Below are 22,451 nucleotides of genomic sequence, written 5' to 3'. Positions count from 1 at the left end.
AATTAATTCACCTAGATTTAGTTGGTATTGTCATCAGGATTAGTGATCTTGATGCGATTGCTACTGGTAGTTTGATGAGAATCTTCCGGTGCATCAGTTTGATAAATTTTCGATGTAGTTTGGTCATGATTCTTAGAAAAAATACTGGTTGATTTGGTACCAAGTAGTTTTTCAATGTTCTTTTCTTTTTGTAGTTCGTCAGAGTAATTATATTTTCGAGGGTCGACGTCTTTAAAACCGGCCGGATGATAGAAACGAAGCAGATTCTTTTCGTTTAAGGAGTCGGATAAATTAAGTTCCTTGCTAACCCGTTCCGTATCAGCTTTAACAGCCTTAGCGTCATCCGTAAATCCTAAATCTTTACCAGTTTTACTATCATAAATTTCGCCATCGATGGAAGTGTATTTAGGGCTAACCCAATCTTTATTACGAAAGGCGACTACTTGATCGTGATCAGGTGAAAAGACATCTGTCCCAAATTGAATGTATTTTTGACTATCAATGCCTAATAAATGCATCAAAGTTGGTAAAACATCAATTTCACCAGCGTATTCATCCATAACTTTACCATTGGTTTGACCTGGAATGTTAATGATGAAAGGTACGCGTTGCATTTGAGTACTATCAAAGTCGGTCCAAGTCTCTGGATTTTTACCTAGGGCCTTTGCTAGGCCTTCGTTTTCTGAATTAGAAATTCCATAATGATCACCATACAAGACAATCACACTATTTTTTAAGGTACCTGATTTTTCTAGGTAATCATAAAATTCTTTAATTGATTGATCTAAATAATGAGCAGTTAAGAAGTAATTATCAACTACTTTATCACCTGTATTGGTAGTGGTGAAGTTGGTAACATCTTCGGAATCAATATCATATGGGAAATGGTTAGTAACGGTTAAATACTTAGCATAAAACGGTTGTTGAAGATGTTCTAAATATTTGACTGAGTCTTTAAATAATAGTTTATCTTTTAAGCCATATCCTAATGAACGATCACCGGTAGTATTGTAATAACTAGCATCGAAGAAGTATTGGTAACCTAAGTTTTTATAAACGTTATTACGATTCCAAAAACTAGCAATATTTCCATGGAAAACCCCGCTAGAGTAACCCGCCTCTTGTTTTAAAATGGCTGGGGCTGCTTGGAAAGTATTATCACTACCTAATTGAGCAAATAAGGAACCCTGAGGTAATCCATAGGTACTGGTTTCTAACATATTTTCAGCATCGGAAGTTTTTCCTTGTCCCACTTGGTGAAAGAAGTTTTTAAAAGAGTAAGAAGACTTACTATTATATAAACTATTCAAAAATGGGGTTACTTCTTGACCATTAATCTTTTGATTAATTAAAAATTGTTGGAAACTTTCTAAATGAATATAAATTACATTCTTATTTTTAGCAATGCCGTAATATTTTGAATTAGGTTTGGCATAGTGTGATTTGGTAAATTTAAGAATTTCATTTAATTCTGATTTAGTAGCCGAAGCTCTTAAATCATTGTTATGTTGAGATTTCAAACCATCATAAACGGTAAAGGCATCAATTCCTAAGTACTTAACAATATAGGTTCGATCGAAAGTTCTAGTAAGTAATTGCGGACGATCCATTTCGGCTAATGATAAATTAATCGTAAAAAATAAAACCGCCAAGGAACTAAACGCATAGCCGATCCGTTTATTTAAAGGGCGATGATCAATTTTAATTTTGCGAGTAAACAATAAAATAAGAATAATGATTAAGTCAATCCAATAAAGGACATCGTGTGGTAAAGTTAGGGCTAGTGAACTACCACTTAATCCTTGATTGACTTTAGAATATCCCGTCATAGTGCTAACGGTCATAAAATCGGTAAACTCTCTAAAATAAATTACGTTTAAATAAAGTAGGACGGTATTTAAAATATCCATTAAAAAAATGACGGGATAAAAGAACCGACTTTTCTTGCAATATAGCGCAATTCCAAATAATAATAGAGTGGTAGCGATTGGATTAATTAAAACAATTAAAAACTGAAATGGATTAGAAACTGATAAGTGAAAATCAACAATGTAAGCAAACATTGTTTTTAGCCAAAAGATGGCAATTAATAATCCAAAAATTCCCAAACGCGTATTGGGATTTGGTAAGATATTTTTAATTTTTTTCAAGTAGCTGACTCCCTTAATGATTTTTCTGATTTCTATAGTAACAAAAAACTAAGCTATCTAATATAAATTTAAGGCGATCTTTTTTAAAATTTAAGGTGAGATGATATTATTTAGATAATGAGGTGATAAGATGAAATTTAATTTATACGTAGTGCGTCATGGTCAAACTTATTTTAATATTTATAATAAAGTTCAAGGCTGGGGCAATACTCCATTAACTGAGAAAGGTTTAAAAAACGCTGAGGATACGGGTAAACGCCTAGCAGGGATCAATTTTAAGGCTGCTTATAGTAGTGATACCACCCGAGCTTCTGAGACCTGTCAAAAGATTTTAGATTTTAATCAAAGTAACAGCACTAACCAAGTTATTACTTCTAAGTTGTTTAGAGAAGAATTTTATGGCTCTTTTGAAGGCAGCGATATTAACCAAATGTGGTTAATGGCAGGTGGTCCGCATGGGGTGCCAACTTTTAAAGAAATTGTTGATAAGTATTCGATTGATCGTTCCAAAGATTTTATTAAGGCAGCCGATCCATTTCATCATGCCGAAGATAGTTCTGAATATTGGCAGCGTTATAATCAGGGCTTAAAAATGATCGAACAAAATTCAGCGATTGCAGATGGTGACAATGTTTTATTAGTTACCCACGGCAACTCAATTCTAAGCTTGGTGGATAAGTATGGAGCTGGTAAATATGATTTAACAGTCCGTCCACAAAATGGTAGTTACACCAAATTAATAATTAATGACGATCAAATTAAAATTGATCAATATAATCAATAGGAGCAAGTCGATTGGAAATTAAGTATGCAACTGGTAAGGGTGCGATTTATAATGATGCGCTGAGTATTCGTCTAGCGGTTTTTGTAGATGAACAACAGGTCCCTAGAGAATTGGAATATGATGATTTGGATACGCAAGCCAAACATTGGGTTGGCTACGTTGATAACCATCCGGTTGTCACTATTCGGACTTTACCTACAGATAGTGGAATTCATATTCAACGGGTAGCTACAATAAAATCCGCTAGACATCAAGGTTATGCTCGAGAACTCTTAAATAAGATTCTCCAAACGCTTAGGCCTAATTATTTTTATTTGGGAGCTCAACTTACTGCCGTGAAGTTTTACGAAAAATTGGGCTTTAAGGTAACGGGTGAACCATTTATGGAAGCCGGCATTCAGCATCAAAATATGGAAATAAACCTTAAATAACCCCATCTCGGGGTTATTTATTTTAAGAGGAGAAAGTATGAAATTTATAACTAGTGATAATGTTCAGTTAACCTATACTGATGAAGGAGAAGGACAACCGATTGTAATTTTAACGGGAATTGGTGGACACAAATTAATATGGAAAAATCAGGTAAACTTTTTATTGGACCATCATTATCGCGTAATCAATGTGGATGCTAGAAATCAAGGGATATCACAACGGACGTTTAAAGGCCAAAGAATTTTTAAGCATGCGCAAGATATCCATGAATTAATGACCGATTTAAATTTACAGGATCCCGTTTTAATGGGTAATTCGATGGGCGCAGCTACCTTTTTAGCTTATTTTGCTTTATACGGTGATCAACACGTTAAAGCCTTTATTGATGTGGATCAGTCGCCTAAAATGCTTCAAGATCAGGAATGGGCGTTTGGTTTTAAAAATTTAGCTTGGGATAATTTTCCCTATCTAATTAAAAATGATTTCGGAAAAGCGACCTTTCATGAGATTGATGCGACCTTATATCAAGAAATTAAATTACTTAATGAACAGTATCCTTATCACTCAGATCAAAATCAGAGCTTTTTAGAAGATCATGCTACGCAAGACTGGCGGGATGTTATCGTGCAGTTAAAGATTCCTTATTTAATTATTGCTGGTAAACAATCCCCATATTTTGATTATCACTTTGCCGAAGTGGTGGCTAATTTTAATTCTCATGGTCAATTTAAAGTCATTGAAAATGCTGGGCATATTGTTATGGCTGAACAACCCGAGAAATTTAATGAAGTACTGCATAATTTTTTATTAACGTTATAAAGCTCGCATGATAAATTTTTATTATGATAAAAAATCTAATAATTCCCGATGATTGCTGATATTATAAGGGTTATTGCCAATTCTTTTATGATAATACATATTGAAAATTTATAAATTTCACAAAAAAATTTGAAATTTTTAAAAAAATATTGCATAATAATGTGACAAATCAAACATGAAGGTCATAAAATTTTTAAAGGAGTTGGTACAATGACTTTGACAATTAGTAAACCTAAAAAAGTTTTATTAGTTGGCGATGGAGCAGTTGGATCATCATTTGCTTTTGCTTTACAACAAATGGGCGTAGCTGATGAATTAGTAATTGCTGATCTAAAAGAAGATCATGCTAAAGGTGATGTTTTAGATTTAGAAGATATCTCAGCATTCACTAAACGTACTAAAGTTAGATACGGTCAATACAGCGATGCTAAAGATGCCGATGTAGTTGTAATTACAGCTGGTGTCCCAAGAAAGCCGGGGGAAACACGTTTAGATTTAGTTAACAAAAATGTTTCAATTCTCAAATCAATTGTGGAACCAGTTGTGCAAAGCGGATTTGCTGGAACCTTTGTAGTTTCTAGTAATCCAGTGGATATTTTAACTACTATGACTCAAAAACTTTCGGGATTTCCTAAAAACCGAGTTATCGGAACGGGAACTTCCTTAGATACTGCACGGTTATTGGTAGAATTATCTCAAAAATTTGAAGTTTCAATTGATGAGATCAATGCCTATGTTTTAGGAGAACACGGAGATAGTGAATTTGTTGCTTATGACGAAGCTACTATTAATGGGATTGCTTTAAAACAAGTGGCTAACGATCAAAAAATTTCGTCAACTGACTTAAGTGCAATTGAAGAAGATGTTCGTAAAAAAGGTAGTTCAATAATTGGGTTAAAAGGTGCTACATTCTATGGGGTTGCTACTTGTTTAGCAAATATAACAAAAGCTATTTTAACTAACCAAAGTATTGTTTTACCAATTAGTGCACCATATCGTGACAGTGATTTATACATTGGTAATCCAGCCGTAATTAATGGCAACGGAATTGCAAATGTTATTGACATGCCACTAAGTGACACTGAACAAACTCAAATGCAAAAATCAGTAGAAACTATGCAAACCATTTTAAACGATATTAAATAGCAAAAGAAAAAAATAAAAATTTTAGCCATTCATGTGAATAAAATAATTTGATAATGAAAGAGGAAATTGGATGTCATCATTAAGTAAAGTCGATTACAAAAAGTTTTTTTGGCCAATTGTAATCGCTGCAATTATTTGGTTATGTTCTGGATTTAGACCAGACGGGATTTCATTAGAAGCTTGGAGAATTTTAGCAATATTTGTTGGTACCATTATTGGATGTATCGTTCAACCAATTCCAATTGCTGGGGTAGCCATTGTTGGGATTACCATTGCAGTTTTATTAAAAGTTGTACCTATGGAAGAAGCCGTTACTGGATTTGGTAGTAATACTGTTTGGTTAATTGCCATGGCTTACTTCTTATCACGAGGATTTGTTAAAACCGGTCTTGGTCGTCGTGTGGCGTTGATCTTTATACGAATGTTTGGTAAGAAGACTTTAGGATTAGCTTACTCATTAATCGGGGTTGATGTTTTAACCGGTTCCGCTACACCAAGTAGTACAGCGCGTGCCGGTGGGATTGTTTACCCAATTATTGAATCTTTAGCTGAAGTTTACGGATCATCTCCTCAAGATGGTACCGAAAGAAAAATTGGTTCATTTTTAATTTTCTCAGAATTCCATGGTAACAATATCACTAGTGGTCTTTTCTTAACCGCTATGGCTCCTAACTTGTTAGCCGCTACCTTTGCTAAATCAATGGGTATCAATATTTCATGGATTACTTGGTTTACTGCTGCAATTGTTCCCGGAATTTTAAGTTTAATTATTATTCCTTACGTAATTTACAAAATGTATCCACCAGAAATTAAAGAAACTCCTAATGCTAAGGAATGGGCTAATGATGAATTAGCTAAAATGGGTAAAATTACAGTTGCTGAAAAGATTATGATGGCTGTCTTTGTACTAGCTTTAGCATTATGGATGTTATCTAGTTTTATCGGTTTAGATGCTACTTTTGTTGCTTTCTTAGCAGTTTCATTATTATTAGTTACTGGGGTATTAAACGTTAGTGATATTTTAAATGAAACTGGTGCTTGGAACACTTTAATTTGGTTCTCAATTTTAATTTTCATGGCAAATGAATTAACTAAATTAGGTTTAATTGGTTGGCTATCAAAAACTATGGGATCAATGTTAAGTGGCTACAATTGGATGATTGTGTTATTTGTAATTGTGATCTTCTACTTCTACACTCATTACTTATTTGCTAGTGGAACTGCTCAAACTTCTGCTATGTACTCAGCATTACTAGCCGTAGCTATTTCTGCTGGCGCACCACACTTATTATCAGCCTTACTATTAGGCTTTACTGCCGCAATCTTTGGTTCAACTACTCACTACTCAAATGGACCTGCTTCAATTCTATTTGGTACTGGTTATGTTAAACAATCAGATTGGTGGAGAATGAACTTCATCTTAGGATTAATTTATATCGTTATTTGGATCGGTATCGGTACCCTATGGATGAAACTTATCGGAATTTGGTAAACATAAAAACCAGTTATCTTAATTGATAACTGGTTTTTATTTATTAATAATTCGATTGGCTACGGCTTCGTCCATGATGACATCTGTAACTAATTGACTATTTAAGAGACCTAGAGTTGCTTGGCTTTTAAATTTACCGGAAATAATTCCCAACCGGCGAGGGGTTTTTAAAATGGTTTGTAAATCAACGCCAAATACTTTATTTTCATCGGGATTTAGTAGTTGTCCGTTGATATCATAGGGACGTCCATAAATTAAGCCCGCTACTTGATCAAAATCAACTCCGGGAAAAATACGTTCACGATTTTCTTTCCAAAAACTAATGGAATTTAGAGAGTCTAAGGTCCCGACCTCGGTGATAATGAGATCCATTTTAGAAGCAAAGTCAAACGCTTCTTTTAAAGAGGGCTCGTGCTTTAAGTGATTTCTGACCTGATCATTTAGTATGTATAACGGGGCAATCATTGGAATATAGTGAGCGCCAAATTTTTCAGCGGAATTTTCAATGACTTTCATGGATCCATTGGAGGACCCGTATTTAATATTTTCTCCTAAAAATTGAGTAAAGGTTAAATCATTTTTAATAGAACCGCCTAGTTGATGAATCACTTGGTTAATGGTGTTTCCCCAGGTTAAACCAACGATTTTACTATCAGCAATCATAATTTGAGCCTGTTCAGCAGCAAATTGAATTACGTTTTCCCCATTGGTTAAAAAGTGATTGCTATTTTTGACAATATAAATGTTTTGCTTAGGAAATTGCTTTTTAAATTTTAATTCTAATTCAAAATTTCTGGTAATCGGTGAATAAATTTTAATAGTTACTAAGCCAGATGCAGTGGCTTCGTCTAGATACTTAGTAATTAAGTACCGACTTAAATTATATTTTTTAGCAATCTCCCCAATCGTTAATTTAGAGAAATAATAATCCTCTGCAATTAAGGACAGTTCTTTGCGATGTTGGATGTTTTCCAAATTAAATCCTCCCGAAAATTATTAATTAAATTATATCATGTAATTTAATTTTATATTTTTTAAAATTTTTAATTTTTTTTGCAATTTTTCAAAAAATGTTATAGTATAAAAGTGCACAAAGTTAATAGTTAATTTAATGTTTTATGAAATGAGGCTTTGGTATTGAACGATATTGTGGAACTAAATCTTAGTGATCCAATTATTTTTAAACAATGGCAAGAATTTTTAATTTCGCTAAATATTAACGATTTTTCTGCTAATGAAGTGGATAAAATTGACCAAACCATTGGAATTTTTGAAGGTGAACGTTTAGTGGCCACCGGATCAATTGCTGGTAATATTTTAAAATATATTGCGGTTTGCAATAAGGGTCGGGAAAGTGGCACTTATTTTAACACGATAATTTCAGATTTAACTATGCGCTTAGCTCAACAAAATATTTTTCACTTATTTGTTTTTACGAAACCAGAGTATGTGGAAAGTTTTAAACATGTTGGCTTTCAGGCGATCGCAGTTTCTAAGCAAGGTGCTATTTTAGAAAGTGGCGATTACTTAATTCAAGATTATCTAAATTCCATTGTTAAATTTTCCGATAATCAATCAATTGCCGGCATCGTGATGAATGCTAATCCGTTTACCTTAGGCCATCGTTATTTAATTGAGACGGCTGCTAAAGAAAACGATCAAGTATATGTGTTTGTAGTGAATACCGATGCTTCCTTATTTTCAACTAGTGAACGAACCCAATTAATTGAAGCGGGAACGGCGGATTTAGATAATGTAACGGTAGTCAACGGGTCCGATTATATGGTGAGCTTTGCGACTTTCCCAGCTTACTTTATTAAAAGTCAGGCTGAGATAGTAACCTATCAAACTACCCTAGATGCTTTAATTTTTAAAAATTGGATTGCTAAAACTTTGCATATTCAAACTAGATATTTGGGTAGCGAGCCTCATTCTGAAACAACTAATATTTATAACCAGGTTTTAAAAGATGTTTTAGAGCCGGAAGTTAAGGTGAAAATAGTCGATCGCAAAAAAGTTGATCAACAAATTATCTCGGCTCGAGATGTTCGTGAGAATATCCGAGATAATCATCTTGAAAAACTATCTCAATTGGTACCTCAATCAACTATTAATTTTATTTCAAGTAATTTAAGTAACTTACAACAACGGATCCAGAAAGGAATGAACATTGATGGAAATTAAACATACTGCAATTGCAGGAACGTTAGAATCATCTGATATTCAAATCATGCTTAGCCAAGGCACCAATGGCATTGAAATTAATCTAGAATCTGATGTAATTAAACAATTTGGTGATCAAATTAAACAAGTAATTACGGATGTTATTAAAGATTATGGAATTGATAATGCCAAGGTTAAAGCAGTTGATAAAGGGGCTTTAGATTGCGTAATTAAGGCTAGAACTATTACTGCCGTTCAACGTTCAATTGATGCTACCGAACCTAACTGGGAGGTTTTATAAAATGAGTGATAATGAACAACGTTTAAGAAGAACTATGATGTTTGTTCCTGGTAATAACCCGGCTATGCTTAAGGATGCGGGCATTTACGGAGCCGACTCAGTCATGTTTGATTTAGAAGATGCGGTTTCTTTAGCTGAAAAAGATTCTGCTCGTAACTTGGTATACCAAGCTTTAAAAACTGTTGATTACGGTAACACTGAATTGGTCGTTCGTATTAACGGCTTGGATACTGAATTCTATAAAGATGATGTTTATGCCATGGTTAAGGCCGGAATTGATGTAATTCGTTTACCAAAAACTGAAACTGCCGATATGATTCACGAATTAGAAGCAGTAGTAGTAGAAGCTGAAAAGAAATTTGGTCGCGAAGTTGGTAGTACTAATTTAATGGCTGCTATTGAAAGTGCCAAGGGAGTTTTAAATGCTAATGAAATTGCCGGTGCTTCAGATCGAATGATCGGAATTGCTTTATCAGCCGAAGATTACACTACTGATATGAAAACTCATCGTTATCCAGACGGCCGTGAATTAGATTTTGCGCGTAACATGATTTTACATGCTGCTAGAGCTAATGATATTGCCGCTTTTGATACGGTATTTACTAATATGAACGATACCGAAGGATTTATGCGAGAAACTGAATATATCCACCAATTAGGTTACGATGGTAAATCATTAGTTAATCCGCGCCAAATCCCAATGGTTAACCAAGTATATGCACCAACTAAAAAAGAAATTGAAAATGCTAGAGGCGTTATTCACGCCATCGAAGAAGCTAAGATTAAAGGTTCTGGAGTAATTTCTATGAATGGTCAAATGGTTGACCGTCCGGTAGTATTAAGAGCTCAACGTGTAATGAATTTAGCAAAAGCTTCTAACTTAGTCGATGAGGAGGGTAATTACATTGAAGAATAATGTAAATCGCGAATTACCAGATAATTTAATGGAAAAAATGGACTACAAACCATTTGAATCAGTTGAAATTGGTAATCCAGTAGTTCAAAGAGTTGCCCCAACAGTTCGGGTTTCTAATGGTGAAAACAAAATCAAGGATTCTTTAGAAGATGTAGTTAAAGAAAATGTTAAAGATGGCATGACTATCTCATTTCATCACCACTTCCGTGAAGGGGATTATGTATTTAACAAAGTAATGCGTATCATTATTGATATGGGAATTAAGAATTTAACCTTAGCTCCATCTTCACTTACTAATGTTATGAATGACATGGTAGTTGAAGCTATTGAAGCCGGAACCGTTACTAACATTACTAGTTCAGGAATGCGTGGTTCTCTAGGGGATGCCGTTTCTCACGGTGCTTTAAAAGAACCCGTTATTTTCCGTTCACATGGTGGTCGTGCTCGCGCAATTGAAGAAGGTAAAATCAAAATTGATGTAGCTTTCTTAGGAGTACCGAATGCTGATGAAATGGGTAATGCTAATGGTATGGAAGGTAAAGCAGTCTTTGGTTCTTTAGGTTATGCCTTAATGGATGCCCAATATGCTAACAAAGTTGTTTTACTAACTGATAACATTGTTGCTTATCCTAATACCCCTGCTTCAATCAAACAAACTCAAGTTGACTATATTGTCAAAGTAGACGAAGTTGGTAACCCTGATAAAATTGGTTCGGGAGCAACTCGTTTCACTAAAGATCCTAAAGAACTAAAAATCGCTAAGATGGTTAATGATGTTATTACTAACTCACCATACTTCAAAGATGGTTTTTCATTCCAAACTGGTTCTGGTGGAGCTGCCTTAGCCGTTACTCGCTATCTTCGTCAATCAATGATTGATAATCATATTAAAGCCTCATTTGCGTTAGGTGGAATTACTAAACCTACTACTGATTTATTAAAAGAAGGCTTAATTGAAAAAGTCATGGATGTACAAGATTTTGATAAGGGTGCCGCTGCCTCAATGCATGACAATCCTAACCAACAAGAAATTGATGCCTCATGGTATGCCGATCCTGATAATAAAGGTGCGGTAGTTGATAAATTAGATGTCGTGATCTTAAGTGCTTTAGAAGTTGATACTAAATTTAATGTTAACGTTATGAGTGGATCAGACGGAGTTATCCGTGGAGCTATTGGTGGTCACCAAGATGCTGCTACTGCTAAATTAACTATTATTTCAACTCCATTAGTGCGTGGTCGAATTGCTACGGTAGTTAACGATGTTACAACAGTCGTAACCCCAGGTGATTCAATTGATGTTATTGTTACTGAAGTCGGAATTGCTATTAATCCTAAACGCCAAGATTTAATTGATCGTTTAGCTAAAGTTCCAGGACTTCCAATCTTTACCATTGATGAATTACAAGCTATGGCTCAAAAGATCGTTGGTGAAGCTAAACCACTTGAATTTACTGATCGTACTGTTGCGATGGTTGAATATCGTGATGGCTCAATTATTGATACAATTAAAGAAGTTAAAGATTAATTTGAATTAAAATGTTGCTATGTTATGATAACTAGCGACATTTTTTATATATTGAGGAATTTTATATGACAATATTTGATCAAGGAAATGAACAAAGTATCATGAATGTTTTATCCGTTAAAGATAAACGCCAAGCTTTTCAACGTAAATTACTAGCTGAATATCCTGGTAAAACAATTGTTGCTATTAAATTAAATATTCCGGGTCCTATTAAAAATAATTCTAAAATTAAACGTATATTTAATTTAGGGATGGATGAATTTTTAAAACAACTAGCAGATTTTAAAATTTTATTTAGTCACAGCTGGCATTTAGATACGGGCGAGGAAACTTTTTTAGTCATGGATACTAAAGATATCCAAGCTTTAAAATTAATCAGTATTAAGTTTGAAGACGAGTTTAATTTAGGAAGATTATTTGATATTGATATTTTAAGTGACTGGCAACGGGCTTATTCTAGAAAAGATTTAGGGTTTACCCCTAGAAAATGCCTAATTTGTGATCAAGATGCCAAAAATTGTGCTAGAAGTCGCAAGCACTCGATCCCAGAAATGCAAACTAAGATTAGTGAGATGTATGAAAATTATGGAATTAAAGAATAGTGAATATTTTGCCAAAATGGCTGTTCAAGCCATGTTGTATGAAGTTACCGTTAATCCTAAACCAGGTTTAGTTGATCCTATTAGTAATGGTTCACATAATGATATGGATGTCTTTATGTTTATTAACAGTGCAGTGGCCCTAGATGAGTATTATCAAGCTTGTTATGAACAGGGAGAGGCTTTTCAAGGAACGGATTTAACGCAATTATTTCACCAAATTAGACCTTTGGGAGTAGCAGCAGAGCAATTAATGTTTGCTACTACTCATGGAGTTAATACGCATAAGGGAGCCATCTTTTCGTTAGGAATTTTAGTATGTGCCAGTGGCTATGCTAGTCAAACTAACTTAAATTCTGAGCAGGTATTAGCGATAACTAAAAAAATGTTGATGGGTTTAACCAAGAATGATTTTAAAAATTTAGACACTAAGCCTAGTGATCAACTAACTGCTGGAGAAAAGCAATATTTAAAATACGGACTAACCGGAATTAGAGGGCAGGCTGAGGCGGCTTTTCCTAGTGTAAGAAAATATGCCTTACCTTACCTTAAACAGGCGAAAGGGACCCTTAATCAGCGTTTATTAGATACCTTGATGGTCATTGTTAAACATACTGAAGATAGTAATTTAATTAAGCGGGCCAATACTAATGAGATTATTAAAATAGTCAATGATAAAATTGATCAGTATTTTGAACTGGGAGGTAGTTCGACTACCGCAGGTTATGATTACTTACTAGATTTAAATCAATATTTTACTGAGCACAATTTAAGTTTAGGTGGCTCGGCGGATCTATTGATTTTAACCATTTACTTAGCTATGTTAGATCAAAAATATGCAAAATAAAAACCGTTAGGAATTTTCCTAACGGTTTTTTTATATACTCGATGAGAATATTAATTAACGTAAATTATTATTTTAAGCCAGTAACTCTAGCAGTTGCGTAGTAGTTCCACCATGGAGCAACAACTTTTTCAGTAACTACACCGCGGTTTTGAGCATCGATCATTTTACCGCCACCAACATAAATACCAACGTGTGAGATGTATCCACCCCAACCGAAGAATACTAAATCACCTTTTTTAGCATTACGGTAAGCAATTCGTTTACTTGCTGCGTATTGTTGATCAGCAGTTCTAGGTAATGAAATCTTAGCAGCTTTTTTGTATACATAACTAGTAAGACCAGAACAATCAAAAGCATTAGCACCAGTTGCTCCCCAAACGTAAGGTTTACCTAAATTAGCTTTAGCTTGTTTGTAGATAGAAGTACGGATTTGAGCATCAGTTTGCTTAGTAGCAGCTTGAGCATTGAATGAACCTAAACCTAGTAATGAGAAAAATGCGATTAGACTTAATAATAATTTTTTATGTAATTTCATGATTAATTAACATCTCCTATTTAATTTACAAGATATACTTTACCAGTGAAATATTTCATTAGTATGACAAAGTGTTATCAGAGGTATTAAATAAATGTTATGTAATGTTAAATCAGTAATTTTAAATGACTATTTTTGTAATAAAAAGCCCAGATCATTATAATCTGGGCTTTCTTCTATTTAATTAAATGACTTTTACTTGGTAAAGTTACGGACCATTTACCAAATGATGAAATGATCATTGGTAGGACTAAGTAGTAAATGGCAAAAGTGTACATCGCGATTAATGATACAGAAATCATAAGGTAGGATTTGCCAAAAGTTAAACTAATACCGATGGCAACGATGACTACTAACATGTAGCGAACTACTTGACCATAACTAGCTACGGTCGGTCTAATCCAATCTAGAATTGATAGAGTAGTGTATCTAAAGGATAGTCCTAAGCCAATGATTTGCCAGACTGCCACGGCTGTGACGGTTGCAATCATAATAGGCATTACTTGCCAATCTAATTTCCCAGTACCGATTAAGTAGTGCATGGTGATATGAGTTAATTGGATACCGGTAAAGACTGAAATGATAAAGGCAAAGGTCCAATAAATTGGTTGGAGAATTGCGCGACTTAAGATAAAGACCGCTAATAAAGTTACAATAATCAAAATGGCAATTGCATATTTTAGATAGTGTTGCATCCCGTTTTGCAATTGGGCTTCGACGACTGGTTCACCAGTCATGGCAAATTTAGCATGTTTTAAAGTCGTTCCTTGAATTTGATTTTGAACCAAGGTTTGTAAGTTTTGAATTTCTTTGAGGTTATCTTTATTGTTAGCTGAATTATTAAAGACAACTTGTAATTTAGTGATTTTTTTATTTTCACTAGTGTAGTTATACATTGATTGTAAGAAATCGGTATCTGCTAATTGACTCTTAGTAATGTAATAGACGTTAGCAGCCGTTGATTTTTGCAATCCATTTAAATAGCTATAAACATCATTGAGTTGTTGATTAGCCTCATCGGATTCTTCTTTGATTTCATTTAAACTGTTTTTGACTTTTTGTAATTGTTTTTTATAAGTTTTTAAATTAACGTAAATGGTTTCGCCGTAACTCTTAATCGAAGTTGCTTGAGAAGTTAGTTCATCGATATTAGAACTAGCTTCGATTAAGGAGTTATCTAAATTATCAAGATCACGTTGATATTGATGTTTCTTAGAATTTAAAGTATAGGTTTGTAAATCAGTGGCCTTAGTAGCTGCTTTATTAATTTGGGAAGTTACTGAATTGTTGCTACTTTCTAAAGAACCTGCTTGATTTTTTAAATCGTTAATTTCACTGATTTGTTCTTGAAGTTGTTCTAAGTCTAGATTTTCTTTATTTTCATCAATATCTTCAGCGATTTTAGTAAATACACTAGCGGAACCTTTTACGTCATTACTAATAGAATCTAGTTGGTTAGCAACATAGTACTTACTAATTGGCATGCCACTTGGCTGGGTAACGGAGTAAACGGCGTTAACATTTTTAGCGGATTGTAATTTGTTAGTTAAAGCGTCAACTTGTTGGAGATATTTTTCATTATCTAAAGGTCGATTATTTTCTAGATAAATAGTTACGGGAGTAGCTTTACCGTCTGAAAAATGCGTATTTAAAACCTTAGCTCCAGTTACGGCTTGATCATTAGAAATTAAGTTATTAACTGGAGAGTAGTCGGTACTTTGATGATAATTATAGATAAAGGGCACGGTTAGATATAAAACTACAATTAAACCAGCTAAGGGTTTGCTGAGTGAAAAGTCGGCGGCTTTAGTCCAATATCTGGCTTTGGCATTTTTAATCGGTTTATTAGCTGGCCAGAAAATACTTTCCCCTAAGGCTCCCGTAAAAATAGGATTAATGGTTAACACTGCTAGGGTAAGAATTAAGTAGGTAATGCCGACAGCGGCTAGGGAACTAATGGCTTGGTATTTAATAAAGTGAAGTAAACCAAAAGCGATAGTTAGCGTTAGTCCCACTACAGTTACCGGGAATCGTAAGGCACTAATGGTTTGCTTAGTAGCGTAAATAGGATCGCTTTGGAATTCTAAAATCATTTTTAACTTTCTGAAGAGATAAATATTCCAAATTGTACCTAAGATTAAAACGGCTAAACCAATTTCTAAAGGAGTGAATTCAGTAATCGCAAAGTTATGATGAGTTGCTAAATTCAGATTAATTGCTAAAGAAACTACATAGGTAGAAAATAGGGTTACTAATGAAACTAATGGTAATAAAATTGAATGGAAATATACTCCGATAATTAACATGGAAGCAATAAATAGAGCAATTAAGATAATTTTAACGGTCTGAATATTCTTTTGGGCACTAGTCTCACGAATTAATTTTGGGCTAGTAACGTATGAGGATAATCCATTAATTGAACTATCTTGTGAGATTTGTTGAGCTAAGGTAGTTAGCTTTTTATGACTATTTAATGAAATATTGACTATTTCGGTAGTATGATCAGGCGATAATAGTTGCTTTTTACCAGCAACATTAGTTTTTAGTGTTACAATTTTTTTGATGTCATAGTAATCATGATCTTTACGTAATTTTTTAACTACTTTATCGATTTGAGCCTGTTGTTGTGGCTTGATTGCACTATTTTGATTATTGTAAACAATATCTAGTGAATCAGCTTTACCTAGGCCATACCCCCAATGACTTTTGATCTGATCAGCTTGACTAGTTTGTGAACTTTTGTCAAAAACCGGTTGGCCGTAATTTTGGACCGTATCAGTGATGGCGGGCGTCGTGATGATAGCTACAAAAACTACGATTAACCAAACGAAAAGTGAAATAATACGATTTCTATGTAAATTTTTAAATACTTTCTTCATTATATATCTTCCCAAATATTTTATTTTTAAAATGATGTATTATTAAAATTTTACCATTTAAAAACTACTTTGTAATAACAAATTTAAATTTGGCGGGTTTTGGTAGGCTTTCGAATATAAACTTAAAGCTTTTTTATAAATTCAACGCTTAAAAAGCATTTATAATATGAATCAATTATTTATGTGAATGTTAAAATAATAAATAGTAAAAGAGGAACTATTACAGTGTTAAAAACCATAAAATTAATTACATTGACAATTATAGTAGCTGGGGTAGTAGTAACTGGGGGGATGTATATTCGAGGACAACGGTTAATGCATCAGCAAAGCTATCGCCAAGTTGAAGCGACTCAGCAAGCTCAACAGGATCAACAAGAACTACAAGCTCAAGAAAAATTCATCAAAATGGTTGCTGATCCCGCCGTTAAATTATATGAAAGCAAACCCCAAGTGTTGCCTAGTATTGTAATTGCTCAAGCAATTTTAGAATCTAATTGGGGAAAATCTGAACTATACAAGCAAGCCTATAATCCGTTTGGAATTAAAGGTAAATATCATGGCAAGTACGTAAGATTTGAAACTAAAGAATATATTAATCATAAAAATGTTACAATTATGGATAATTTTAGAAAATATCCATCCTTATTAGAAGCCATTGCCGATCATGATACTTTATTGTCTAATAATTTTATTAAAAGTAGTAATGATCAAAGTTATCTTTCTCAAGCTAAACTATTAAAAGAAAATGGTTATGCGACTGATAAAGATTATGATGAAAAATTAATTAAGTTAATCAAGACCTATAAACTAAGTAAGTATGATTTACAGGCAATTAATCAAGAATAGAGAGGAGATATTCAATGCTCGATTGGCTTGTTAAACTTTACGGACCATTTTTCAGTTTAGAAAATTGGCAAAATGTAGTAACTTCAGGAACCGATTGGCTAATTATTTTATCGTTAGTATTAATTGAATGTTTATTATCCGTTGATAATGCGGTAGTATTAGCTGCACAAACTCAAGCTCTACCAACTAAAAAGCAACAAGAAGAATCATTATTTTATGGTTTATGGGGAGCCTATTTATTTCGTTTCTTAATTATTGGTTTGGGAACCTACCTCATTCATTTTTGGGAAATTAAAATTATTGGTGGAGGCTACTTATTATTTTTAGTTTATTCATATTTTAGAAAAACTAAGGTAGTTCATACTAAGAAGTTAAAAAAGAAAAAAAGCGAACGAGCTTTATTTTGGTCAGTAGTTGCACAAATCGAATTTATGGATATAATATTTTCTGTTGATTCGGTATTAGCTTCCTTAGCAATTTCAGAAAATCCAATTATTGTATTAATTGGTGGCTTAGTCGGAATTTTGGCAATGCGGGGAGTAGCGGAAGTAATCATGAAGTTAATGGTTAAGATTCCCGAATTAAAACCGATGGCTTACGTTTTAATTGGAATTATTGCTATTAAATTAATTCTATCGATTCCAGCTATCGACATTGAAATTCCATCATCAATTTTTGGAATTATTGTATTGGCAACGATCGCCGGCACTATTGGCTATCATTATATTAAACAACAGAAAGGTACCAAATAATGGCACAAACTATTACAAGAGATAATTTAAAAGCAGCAACCGATAATAAAATTACCGTTATTGATTTTTGGGCTTCTTGGTGTGGACCATGTAAAATTATGGATCCAATTTTCGAAGAATTAGAGCAAGAATTTGCCGGTAAAATTAATTTTGGTAAATTAAACGTCGAAGATAATCAAGATTTAGCCGAACAATTTAAAGTTATGAGCATCCCGAGCCTCGTCGTTTTTAAAAATGGTGAAGCTAAAGAAAAAGTTAGCGGGCTTTATCCTAAAGATAAACTCGCTAACTATTTAAACAAGAAGCTTACTGAAATGGCTTAATATGCTGTTGTTGGCCAAGCTCTAATAACTTATCATCCAACAAGTCTAAATTTTGTAAGGAAAAACTAAAAATTGGACTTAATAGATGAAATTTCTTAGGATCAGGAACTCGCTGGTCCTTTTTTAATTCCGGTAATAAATCAATTAACTCAACTTTAGTAAGGTTAAGTTGTTTGGCATAGTACATGGTTCGTTCAAAAATAAAGTTTTTGAAACAAAAGAAATATACGATTCCAAATGCTGCCACAAACCAAAAAATGGTCCAAGTAATTCCGATTTTTTGGGGATTTAGATAATCTAACCAGATGTCAGAAATAATGAAGAGAACGTATAAAACAATGCCAGTGCTAATCCATTTAGCTTTTTTAGTCATAGTTAATCAAACCTTCTTTAAGAATATGCAGTTTATTATAACGGGAAATGGATTTTGATCCAAGTTGACGTAAAAAATATTAGATGATAGAATTTCTCTATTATAACTAGATAACTATCTGGGTGTCAGAGAGCCAATGGGTGGTGCGAATTGGTCAGGGTAGTTTATTGAAATACTCATTAATAAAACGGATAAAAATTAGAACCGATATCATCTAAAAAGTTAGGATCATTGGATCTTAAAATGGGTGGTACCACGCAAAAGCGTCCCTACTGAATTTTTCAGTAGGGGCGTTTTTTTATTTTAAAGGAGTGAAAAACGATGCAGGAACAACAACCACAAGTTAGTTTACTGGAAGGTATAACAATTTTAATCATCATGTTAATCATTATGGGAATTAGTATAATTGGCTATCAAATTACTCCAGTTATTCCTATCTTATTAGTAATTTTATTACTAATGGGATGGGGAAAATTCAAAGGTTATACTTGGGATACCATTAATGATGGCCTATCAGAAGGAGTTTTGACGGGCATTATTCCTATTTTTATATTTATTTTAATTGGGGCCTTAATTAGTGTGTGGATTTATGCGGGAGTAATTCCTAGTATGATGGTTTATGGATTTAAATTAATCAGTGCGAAATACTTTTTAGTATCCGTCTTTGTGGTTTGTTCGCTAATTGGTTTAGCCATCGGCAGTGCCTTTACCGTAATTTCAACGATTGGAATTGCGTTTTTAGGAATGGGAATTACCTTAGGAATGCATCCTGCTTTAATCGCAGGGGCTATTATTTCGGGGGCCATTTTTGGCGATAAAACTTCACCTTTATCGGCTTCTGCTAATTTAGCTTCGGCTGTAGTGGGTGCTGATTTGTTTAGTCATATTAAAAATATGTTGTGGACGACGATTCCAGCTTTTCTTGTTTCAATAATTGGGTTTATATTTTTAGGAAATCAAACGCAAACTATGAATACTCAAACGATTCAAACCACCATCGCTACTTTAAATCAACATTTTAATATTAGTTGGTTAAGTTTAATTCCCATTGTGGCCATGTTAGGCTTTGCTTGGAAAAAAGTTCCGGCGATTCCAACCATTTTTATTAACATTGTTTTAACTATGGTATTAATTTTTATTGACCATCCCAATGAAAATGGTCTAAAGATAATTCAATCGATCTCAGAAGGTTATGCTAGTCATACCGGAAATGCTCAGGTAGACACTCTGTTAACTCGTGGTGGAATTAATAGTATGTTACCGACCATTTTACTAGTAATCGTGGCCTTAGGTTTAGGGGGGCTGTTGATTAAATTACAAATTATTAGATCAGTCATGGAGCCCGTTTCTAAACATTTAACCTCAACGGGAAGTCTAATTACGGCAGTTATTTTATCCGCAATCGGCGTTAATTTATTTGTTGGAGAACAATATTTATCTGTAATTTTACCAGGAAATGCCTTTAAAAATGCCTTTCAAAAGGCTGGCCTAGCACCGGTAACGCTTAGTCGAGCATTAGAAGATGGTGGCACGGTAATTAATTACTTAGTTCCTTGGGGAGTAGCGGGAATTTTTGCGGCAAATACTTTAGGAGTTAGTACATTAAGTTATTTTCCATTTGTAATCTTTAGTTGGGTTTCACCAATTATTTCAATTATTAGTGGATTTACGGGAATTGGTATCAAATATTACAAGAGTAGTAATAAATAGCGATAGTGTTGCCTTAAGATAACATTGTTACTGTCGGGGAGAAAAACTTTAATATCGGCGATATTCGCAAGTAATACTGTAACGATACACTATAAATATAGGTAAGCGAGCTAAGCGGTTATGCTCATACCTAAAAATATTTAAATTACTTTATTACTTAGGAGATATGTTTATTATGAAAAAATCAATTGTTAAGGTTCTTGCAACCACAGTCGCAGCATTTGGATTATATTTTGCAGGCTATACATATGCCGATGCTTCTACTACCATTACAGTTCAAGCAGGAGATAGTATTTGGGGACTGTCCCAAAAATATAACGTTACTATGGATGCTTTAGAAAAAGCTAACCATATTAATGTAGACGATGTGATTTTAGTAGGTCAAAGCTTAATCATTCCCGATGGAACTACTACTAACTACTCAACTACTCAAACTAATGCTAGTTATACTACTCCAGTTACTACTAATACTAATTACAGTAATACCAATTCTAATTCTACAGTAGCTACTAATTCAGCTAACGCTACTAAGGTAACTAAAACCACTAATACGGGATCATCTAGTGAATCCAGTGCTAAAGCTTGGATTGCTAACCGTGAATCAGGTGGTTCATACACCGCTACGAATGGTCGTTATATCGGAAAATACCAATTAGATTCAGCTTATCTAAATGGAGACTATTCAGCTGCTAATCAAGAAAAAGTCGCTAACCAATACGTGGCTAACCGCTACGGATCATGGTCAGCTGCGCAATCATTCTGGCAAGCTAATGGTTGGTACTAAAAATTAATTAGTGAATAAAAAGACCCTAACTTTAGTTAGGGTCTTTTTTATATTGACACTCAAAATGCTTCTTGATATAGTTAAACAGTAATTATTACCATTTAATCAAAGGAGTATTTAAATGCATCAATTAAAGAAAAGTGGCTTGTGGTTATTAGGTATTTTAAGTTTAGGATTATTTTTAGCGGGATGCCAACAAGTTAGACCAAAATCTAATGAAATTAAAGTTGTTGCTTCCATGGACTTTTATGGTTCGGTTGCTAAAGAAATTCTAGGCAATCATGGGACGGTGTCATCATTAGTGGACACTACCGAAACCGATCCGCATGATTTTGAACCCACCACCGCTGATGCTAAAAAAATTGATCGAGCTAACGTGATCATTTCCAATGGTCTAGGCTATGATACTTGGATGAATCGTTTATCAACGGATAGTTCGGCGAAAAATATTAAAGTGGGCGAAACGGTTATGCATAAGCAGTCGGGGGATAATGAACATATCTGGTATCAACCAGCAACCATGAAAAATTTAGCGAACTATTTGGCGAACCAATTTAGTCGATTAGATCCTAAGCACCGCAGTGAATACCAAAATAATGCTAAACGGTACATTGCTTCGTTTAAGCAATTAGATCAAACCATTGCTCAAGCTAAACGGGGAGTTACCAATTCTCGAGTAGATGTAACCGAACCCGTCTTTAATTACGCGCTAGAAAATTTAGGCTATCAAGTTAATAATCCGGGATTTGAAAATGCTATTTCTAAAGAAGTTGATCCTACTCCAGATGATATTAAAAAAATGCAAACGGACTTTCAGCACCATAAAATTGCCATGTTAGTCGATAATACCCAATCAGGTGGTAAAATTATTGATAATTTAGTGGAAGAGGCTCGGCAAAATCATATTCCTATTTTAAAAATTACTGAATCTATGCCGAAAAACGAAACTTATTTAACCTGGATGCAAAATCAATATGATGCTTTAATTAAAATTCAAAAGAGTAGTTTATCTTAATGATAAGCTACTCTTTTTATTTTGGTTGCGGTATACTCAATTTGGATACATAAACTA

General features: G+C 33.9%; 22 protein-coding genes. 17 read left to right on the top strand and 5 right to left on the bottom strand.

Going from position 1 to position 22,451, the window contains the following annotated elements:
• Positions 1 to 17: 17 nt before the first annotated feature.
• On the bottom strand, positions 18 to 2,141 hold the full coding sequence (locus LHL71_RS06025; RefSeq protein ID WP_430689988.1) for an LTA synthase family protein: 2,124 nt from the start codon (positions 2,139 to 2,141) through the stop codon (positions 18 to 20).
• Between the two features lie 139 nt (positions 2,142 to 2,280).
• On the opposite strand from LHL71_RS06025, the gene LHL71_RS06020 reads away from it, so the two are divergent.
• From LHL71_RS06020 to LHL71_RS06000, 5 genes are all read left to right on the top strand, one after another.
• Positions 2,281 to 2,934, top strand: a complete 654-nt coding sequence (locus LHL71_RS06020; RefSeq protein ID WP_227360907.1) for a histidine phosphatase family protein — start codon at positions 2,281 to 2,283, stop codon at positions 2,932 to 2,934.
• An 11-nt stretch (positions 2,935 to 2,945) separates the two neighbouring features.
• The gene (locus LHL71_RS06015; protein ID WP_227360906.1) at positions 2,946 to 3,365 is read left to right on the top strand and encodes a GNAT family N-acetyltransferase; all 420 of its coding nucleotides are present in this window, start codon (positions 2,946 to 2,948) and stop codon (positions 3,363 to 3,365) included.
• A gap of 37 nt (positions 3,366 to 3,402) precedes the next feature.
• Positions 3,403 to 4,185 carry an alpha/beta fold hydrolase gene (locus LHL71_RS06010; RefSeq protein WP_227360905.1) on the top strand — a complete coding sequence of 261 codons (783 nt, stop codon included), beginning with the start codon at positions 3,403 to 3,405 and terminating at the stop codon, positions 4,183 to 4,185.
• Positions 4,186 to 4,395: 210 nt separating this feature from the next.
• Positions 4,396 to 5,331: an L-lactate dehydrogenase gene (locus LHL71_RS06005; RefSeq protein WP_227360904.1), complete on the top strand. Its 936-nt coding sequence runs from the start codon at positions 4,396 to 4,398 to the stop codon at positions 5,329 to 5,331.
• Positions 5,332 to 5,401: 70 nt separating this feature from the next.
• Complete coding sequence (locus LHL71_RS06000; protein WP_227360902.1) at positions 5,402 to 6,823, top strand: anion permease; 1,422 nt, start codon at positions 5,402 to 5,404, stop codon at positions 6,821 to 6,823.
• A gap of 36 nt (positions 6,824 to 6,859) precedes the next feature.
• Here LHL71_RS06000 and LHL71_RS05995 read toward each other — a convergent pair whose 3' ends face one another.
• Positions 6,860 to 7,798: a sugar-binding transcriptional regulator gene (locus tag LHL71_RS05995; protein ID WP_227360901.1), complete on the bottom strand. Its 939-nt coding sequence runs from the start codon at positions 7,796 to 7,798 to the stop codon at positions 6,860 to 6,862.
• 162 nt (positions 7,799 to 7,960) lie between these two features.
• On the opposite strand from LHL71_RS05995, the gene citC reads away from it, so the two are divergent.
• From citC to citG, 6 genes are all read left to right on the top strand, one after another.
• Complete coding sequence (citC, locus tag LHL71_RS05990) at positions 7,961 to 9,007, top strand: [citrate (pro-3S)-lyase] ligase (RefSeq protein WP_227360899.1); 1,047 nt, start codon at positions 7,961 to 7,963, stop codon at positions 9,005 to 9,007.
• Complete coding sequence (gene citD, locus LHL71_RS05985; protein WP_227360898.1) at positions 8,997 to 9,287, top strand: citrate lyase acyl carrier protein; 291 nt, start codon at positions 8,997 to 8,999, stop codon at positions 9,285 to 9,287. The genes citC and citD overlap by 11 nt, the downstream gene beginning before the upstream one ends.
• Before the next feature lies 1 nt (position 9,288).
• Complete coding sequence (citE, locus tag LHL71_RS05980) at positions 9,289 to 10,203, top strand: citrate (pro-3S)-lyase subunit beta (protein WP_227360897.1); 915 nt, start codon at positions 9,289 to 9,291, stop codon at positions 10,201 to 10,203.
• Positions 10,193 to 11,731, top strand: coding sequence for a citrate lyase subunit alpha (citF, locus tag LHL71_RS05975; RefSeq protein WP_227360895.1), 1,539 nt, complete (start codon positions 10,193 to 10,195; stop codon positions 11,729 to 11,731). The genes citE and citF overlap by 11 nt, the downstream gene beginning before the upstream one ends.
• Positions 11,732 to 11,796: 65 nt before the next feature.
• Complete coding sequence (gene citX / locus LHL71_RS05970) at positions 11,797 to 12,333, top strand: citrate lyase holo-[acyl-carrier protein] synthase (protein ID WP_227360893.1); 537 nt, start codon at positions 11,797 to 11,799, stop codon at positions 12,331 to 12,333.
• Positions 12,308 to 13,177, top strand: coding sequence for a triphosphoribosyl-dephospho-CoA synthase CitG (citG, locus tag LHL71_RS05965; protein WP_227360892.1), 870 nt, complete (start codon positions 12,308 to 12,310; stop codon positions 13,175 to 13,177). The genes citX and citG overlap by 26 nt, the downstream gene beginning before the upstream one ends.
• A gap of 67 nt (positions 13,178 to 13,244) precedes the next feature.
• Here the strand turns inward: citG and LHL71_RS05960 are convergent, their stop codons facing one another.
• The gene (locus LHL71_RS05960; protein WP_227360891.1) at positions 13,245 to 13,712 is read right to left on the bottom strand and encodes a C40 family peptidase; all 468 of its coding nucleotides are present in this window, start codon (positions 13,710 to 13,712) and stop codon (positions 13,245 to 13,247) included.
• Positions 13,713 to 13,888: 176 nt separating this feature from the next.
• The gene (locus LHL71_RS05955) at positions 13,889 to 16,591 is read right to left on the bottom strand and encodes an MMPL family transporter (RefSeq protein WP_227360890.1); all 2,703 of its coding nucleotides are present in this window, start codon (positions 16,589 to 16,591) and stop codon (positions 13,889 to 13,891) included.
• A gap of 225 nt (positions 16,592 to 16,816) precedes the next feature.
• On the opposite strand from LHL71_RS05955, the gene LHL71_RS05950 reads away from it, so the two are divergent.
• Genes LHL71_RS05950 through trxA form a run of 3 tightly spaced genes read left to right on the top strand, consistent with a single transcriptional unit; the run spans position 16,817 to position 18,512 of the window.
• On the top strand, positions 16,817 to 17,437 hold the full coding sequence (locus LHL71_RS05950) for a glycoside hydrolase family 73 protein (RefSeq protein WP_227360889.1): 621 nt from the start codon (positions 16,817 to 16,819) through the stop codon (positions 17,435 to 17,437).
• Positions 17,438 to 17,451: 14 nt separating this feature from the next.
• Entirely contained in the window at positions 17,452 to 18,189 is a 738-nt protein-coding gene (locus tag LHL71_RS05945; RefSeq protein ID WP_227360888.1) for a TerC family protein, read from the top strand.
• Positions 18,189 to 18,512, top strand: a complete 324-nt coding sequence (trxA, locus tag LHL71_RS05940; protein WP_227360887.1) for a thioredoxin — start codon at positions 18,189 to 18,191, stop codon at positions 18,510 to 18,512. Before LHL71_RS05945 ends, trxA begins: the two co-directional genes overlap by 1 nt.
• On the opposite strand, the gene LHL71_RS05935 is transcribed toward trxA, so the two are convergent.
• On the bottom strand, positions 18,496 to 18,885 hold the full coding sequence (locus tag LHL71_RS05935) for a hypothetical protein (protein ID WP_227360885.1): 390 nt from the start codon (positions 18,883 to 18,885) through the stop codon (positions 18,496 to 18,498). The genes trxA and LHL71_RS05935 overlap by 17 nt on opposite strands.
• Positions 18,886 to 19,206: 321 nt before the next feature.
• Here LHL71_RS05935 and nhaC point away from each other — a divergent pair, with 321 nt between their 5' ends.
• The 3 genes from nhaC (at position 19,207) to LHL71_RS05920 (ending at position 22,394) form a co-directional block, all read left to right on the top strand.
• A complete protein-coding gene (gene nhaC, locus LHL71_RS05930; protein ID WP_227360884.1) occupies positions 19,207 to 20,595 on the top strand; it encodes a Na+/H+ antiporter NhaC in 1,389 nt (462 codons plus the stop codon).
• Between the two features lie 175 nt (positions 20,596 to 20,770).
• Positions 20,771 to 21,379, top strand: a complete 609-nt coding sequence (gene apf / locus LHL71_RS05925) for an aggregation-promoting factor (protein WP_227360883.1) — start codon at positions 20,771 to 20,773, stop codon at positions 21,377 to 21,379.
• Positions 21,380 to 21,500: 121 nt separating this feature from the next.
• Positions 21,501 to 22,394: a metal ABC transporter solute-binding protein, Zn/Mn family gene (locus tag LHL71_RS05920; RefSeq protein ID WP_227360882.1), complete on the top strand. Its 894-nt coding sequence runs from the start codon at positions 21,501 to 21,503 to the stop codon at positions 22,392 to 22,394.
• Positions 22,395 to 22,451: the final 57 nt, after the last annotated feature.

Source organism: Lentilactobacillus laojiaonis (assembly GCF_020616595.1).
GTDB classification, from domain to species: Bacteria; Bacillota; Bacilli; order Lactobacillales; family Lactobacillaceae; genus Lentilactobacillus; species Lentilactobacillus laojiaonis.
The sequence above is the reverse complement of the archived record's forward strand: the minus strand, read 5'-3'. Positions and strand labels throughout refer to the sequence as shown.

Coding starts and splice junctions, on each gene's coding strand:
- LHL71_RS06020 (WP_227360907.1), top strand. CDS start 2,281: ATGAAATTTAATTTATACGTAGTGCGTCATGGTCAAACTTATTTTAAT.
- LHL71_RS06010 (WP_227360905.1), top strand. CDS start 3,403: ATGAAATTTATAACTAGTGATAATGTTCAGTTAACCTATACTGATGAA.
- LHL71_RS06005 (WP_227360904.1), top strand. CDS start 4,396: ATGACTTTGACAATTAGTAAACCTAAAAAAGTTTTATTAGTTGGCGAT.
- LHL71_RS06000 (WP_227360902.1), top strand. CDS start 5,402: ATGTCATCATTAAGTAAAGTCGATTACAAAAAGTTTTTTTGGCCAATT.
- citD (WP_227360898.1), top strand. CDS start 8,997: ATGGAAATTAAACATACTGCAATTGCAGGAACGTTAGAATCATCTGAT.
- citE (WP_227360897.1), top strand. CDS start 9,289: ATGAGTGATAATGAACAACGTTTAAGAAGAACTATGATGTTTGTTCCT.
- citX (WP_227360893.1), top strand. CDS start 11,797: ATGACAATATTTGATCAAGGAAATGAACAAAGTATCATGAATGTTTTA.
- citG (WP_227360892.1), top strand. CDS start 12,308: ATGAAAATTATGGAATTAAAGAATAGTGAATATTTTGCCAAAATGGCT.
- LHL71_RS05960 (WP_227360891.1), bottom strand. CDS start 13,712: ATGAAATTACATAAAAAATTATTATTAAGTCTAATCGCATTTTTCTCA.
- LHL71_RS05955 (WP_227360890.1), bottom strand. CDS start 16,591: ATGAAGAAAGTATTTAAAAATTTACATAGAAATCGTATTATTTCACTT.
- LHL71_RS05945 (WP_227360888.1), top strand. CDS start 17,452: ATGCTCGATTGGCTTGTTAAACTTTACGGACCATTTTTCAGTTTAGAA.
- trxA (WP_227360887.1), top strand. CDS start 18,189: ATGGCACAAACTATTACAAGAGATAATTTAAAAGCAGCAACCGATAAT.
- LHL71_RS05935 (WP_227360885.1), bottom strand. CDS start 18,885: ATGACTAAAAAAGCTAAATGGATTAGCACTGGCATTGTTTTATACGTT.
- nhaC (WP_227360884.1), top strand. CDS start 19,207: ATGCAGGAACAACAACCACAAGTTAGTTTACTGGAAGGTATAACAATT.
- apf (WP_227360883.1), top strand. CDS start 20,771: ATGAAAAAATCAATTGTTAAGGTTCTTGCAACCACAGTCGCAGCATTT.
- LHL71_RS05920 (WP_227360882.1), top strand. CDS start 21,501: ATGCATCAATTAAAGAAAAGTGGCTTGTGGTTATTAGGTATTTTAAGT.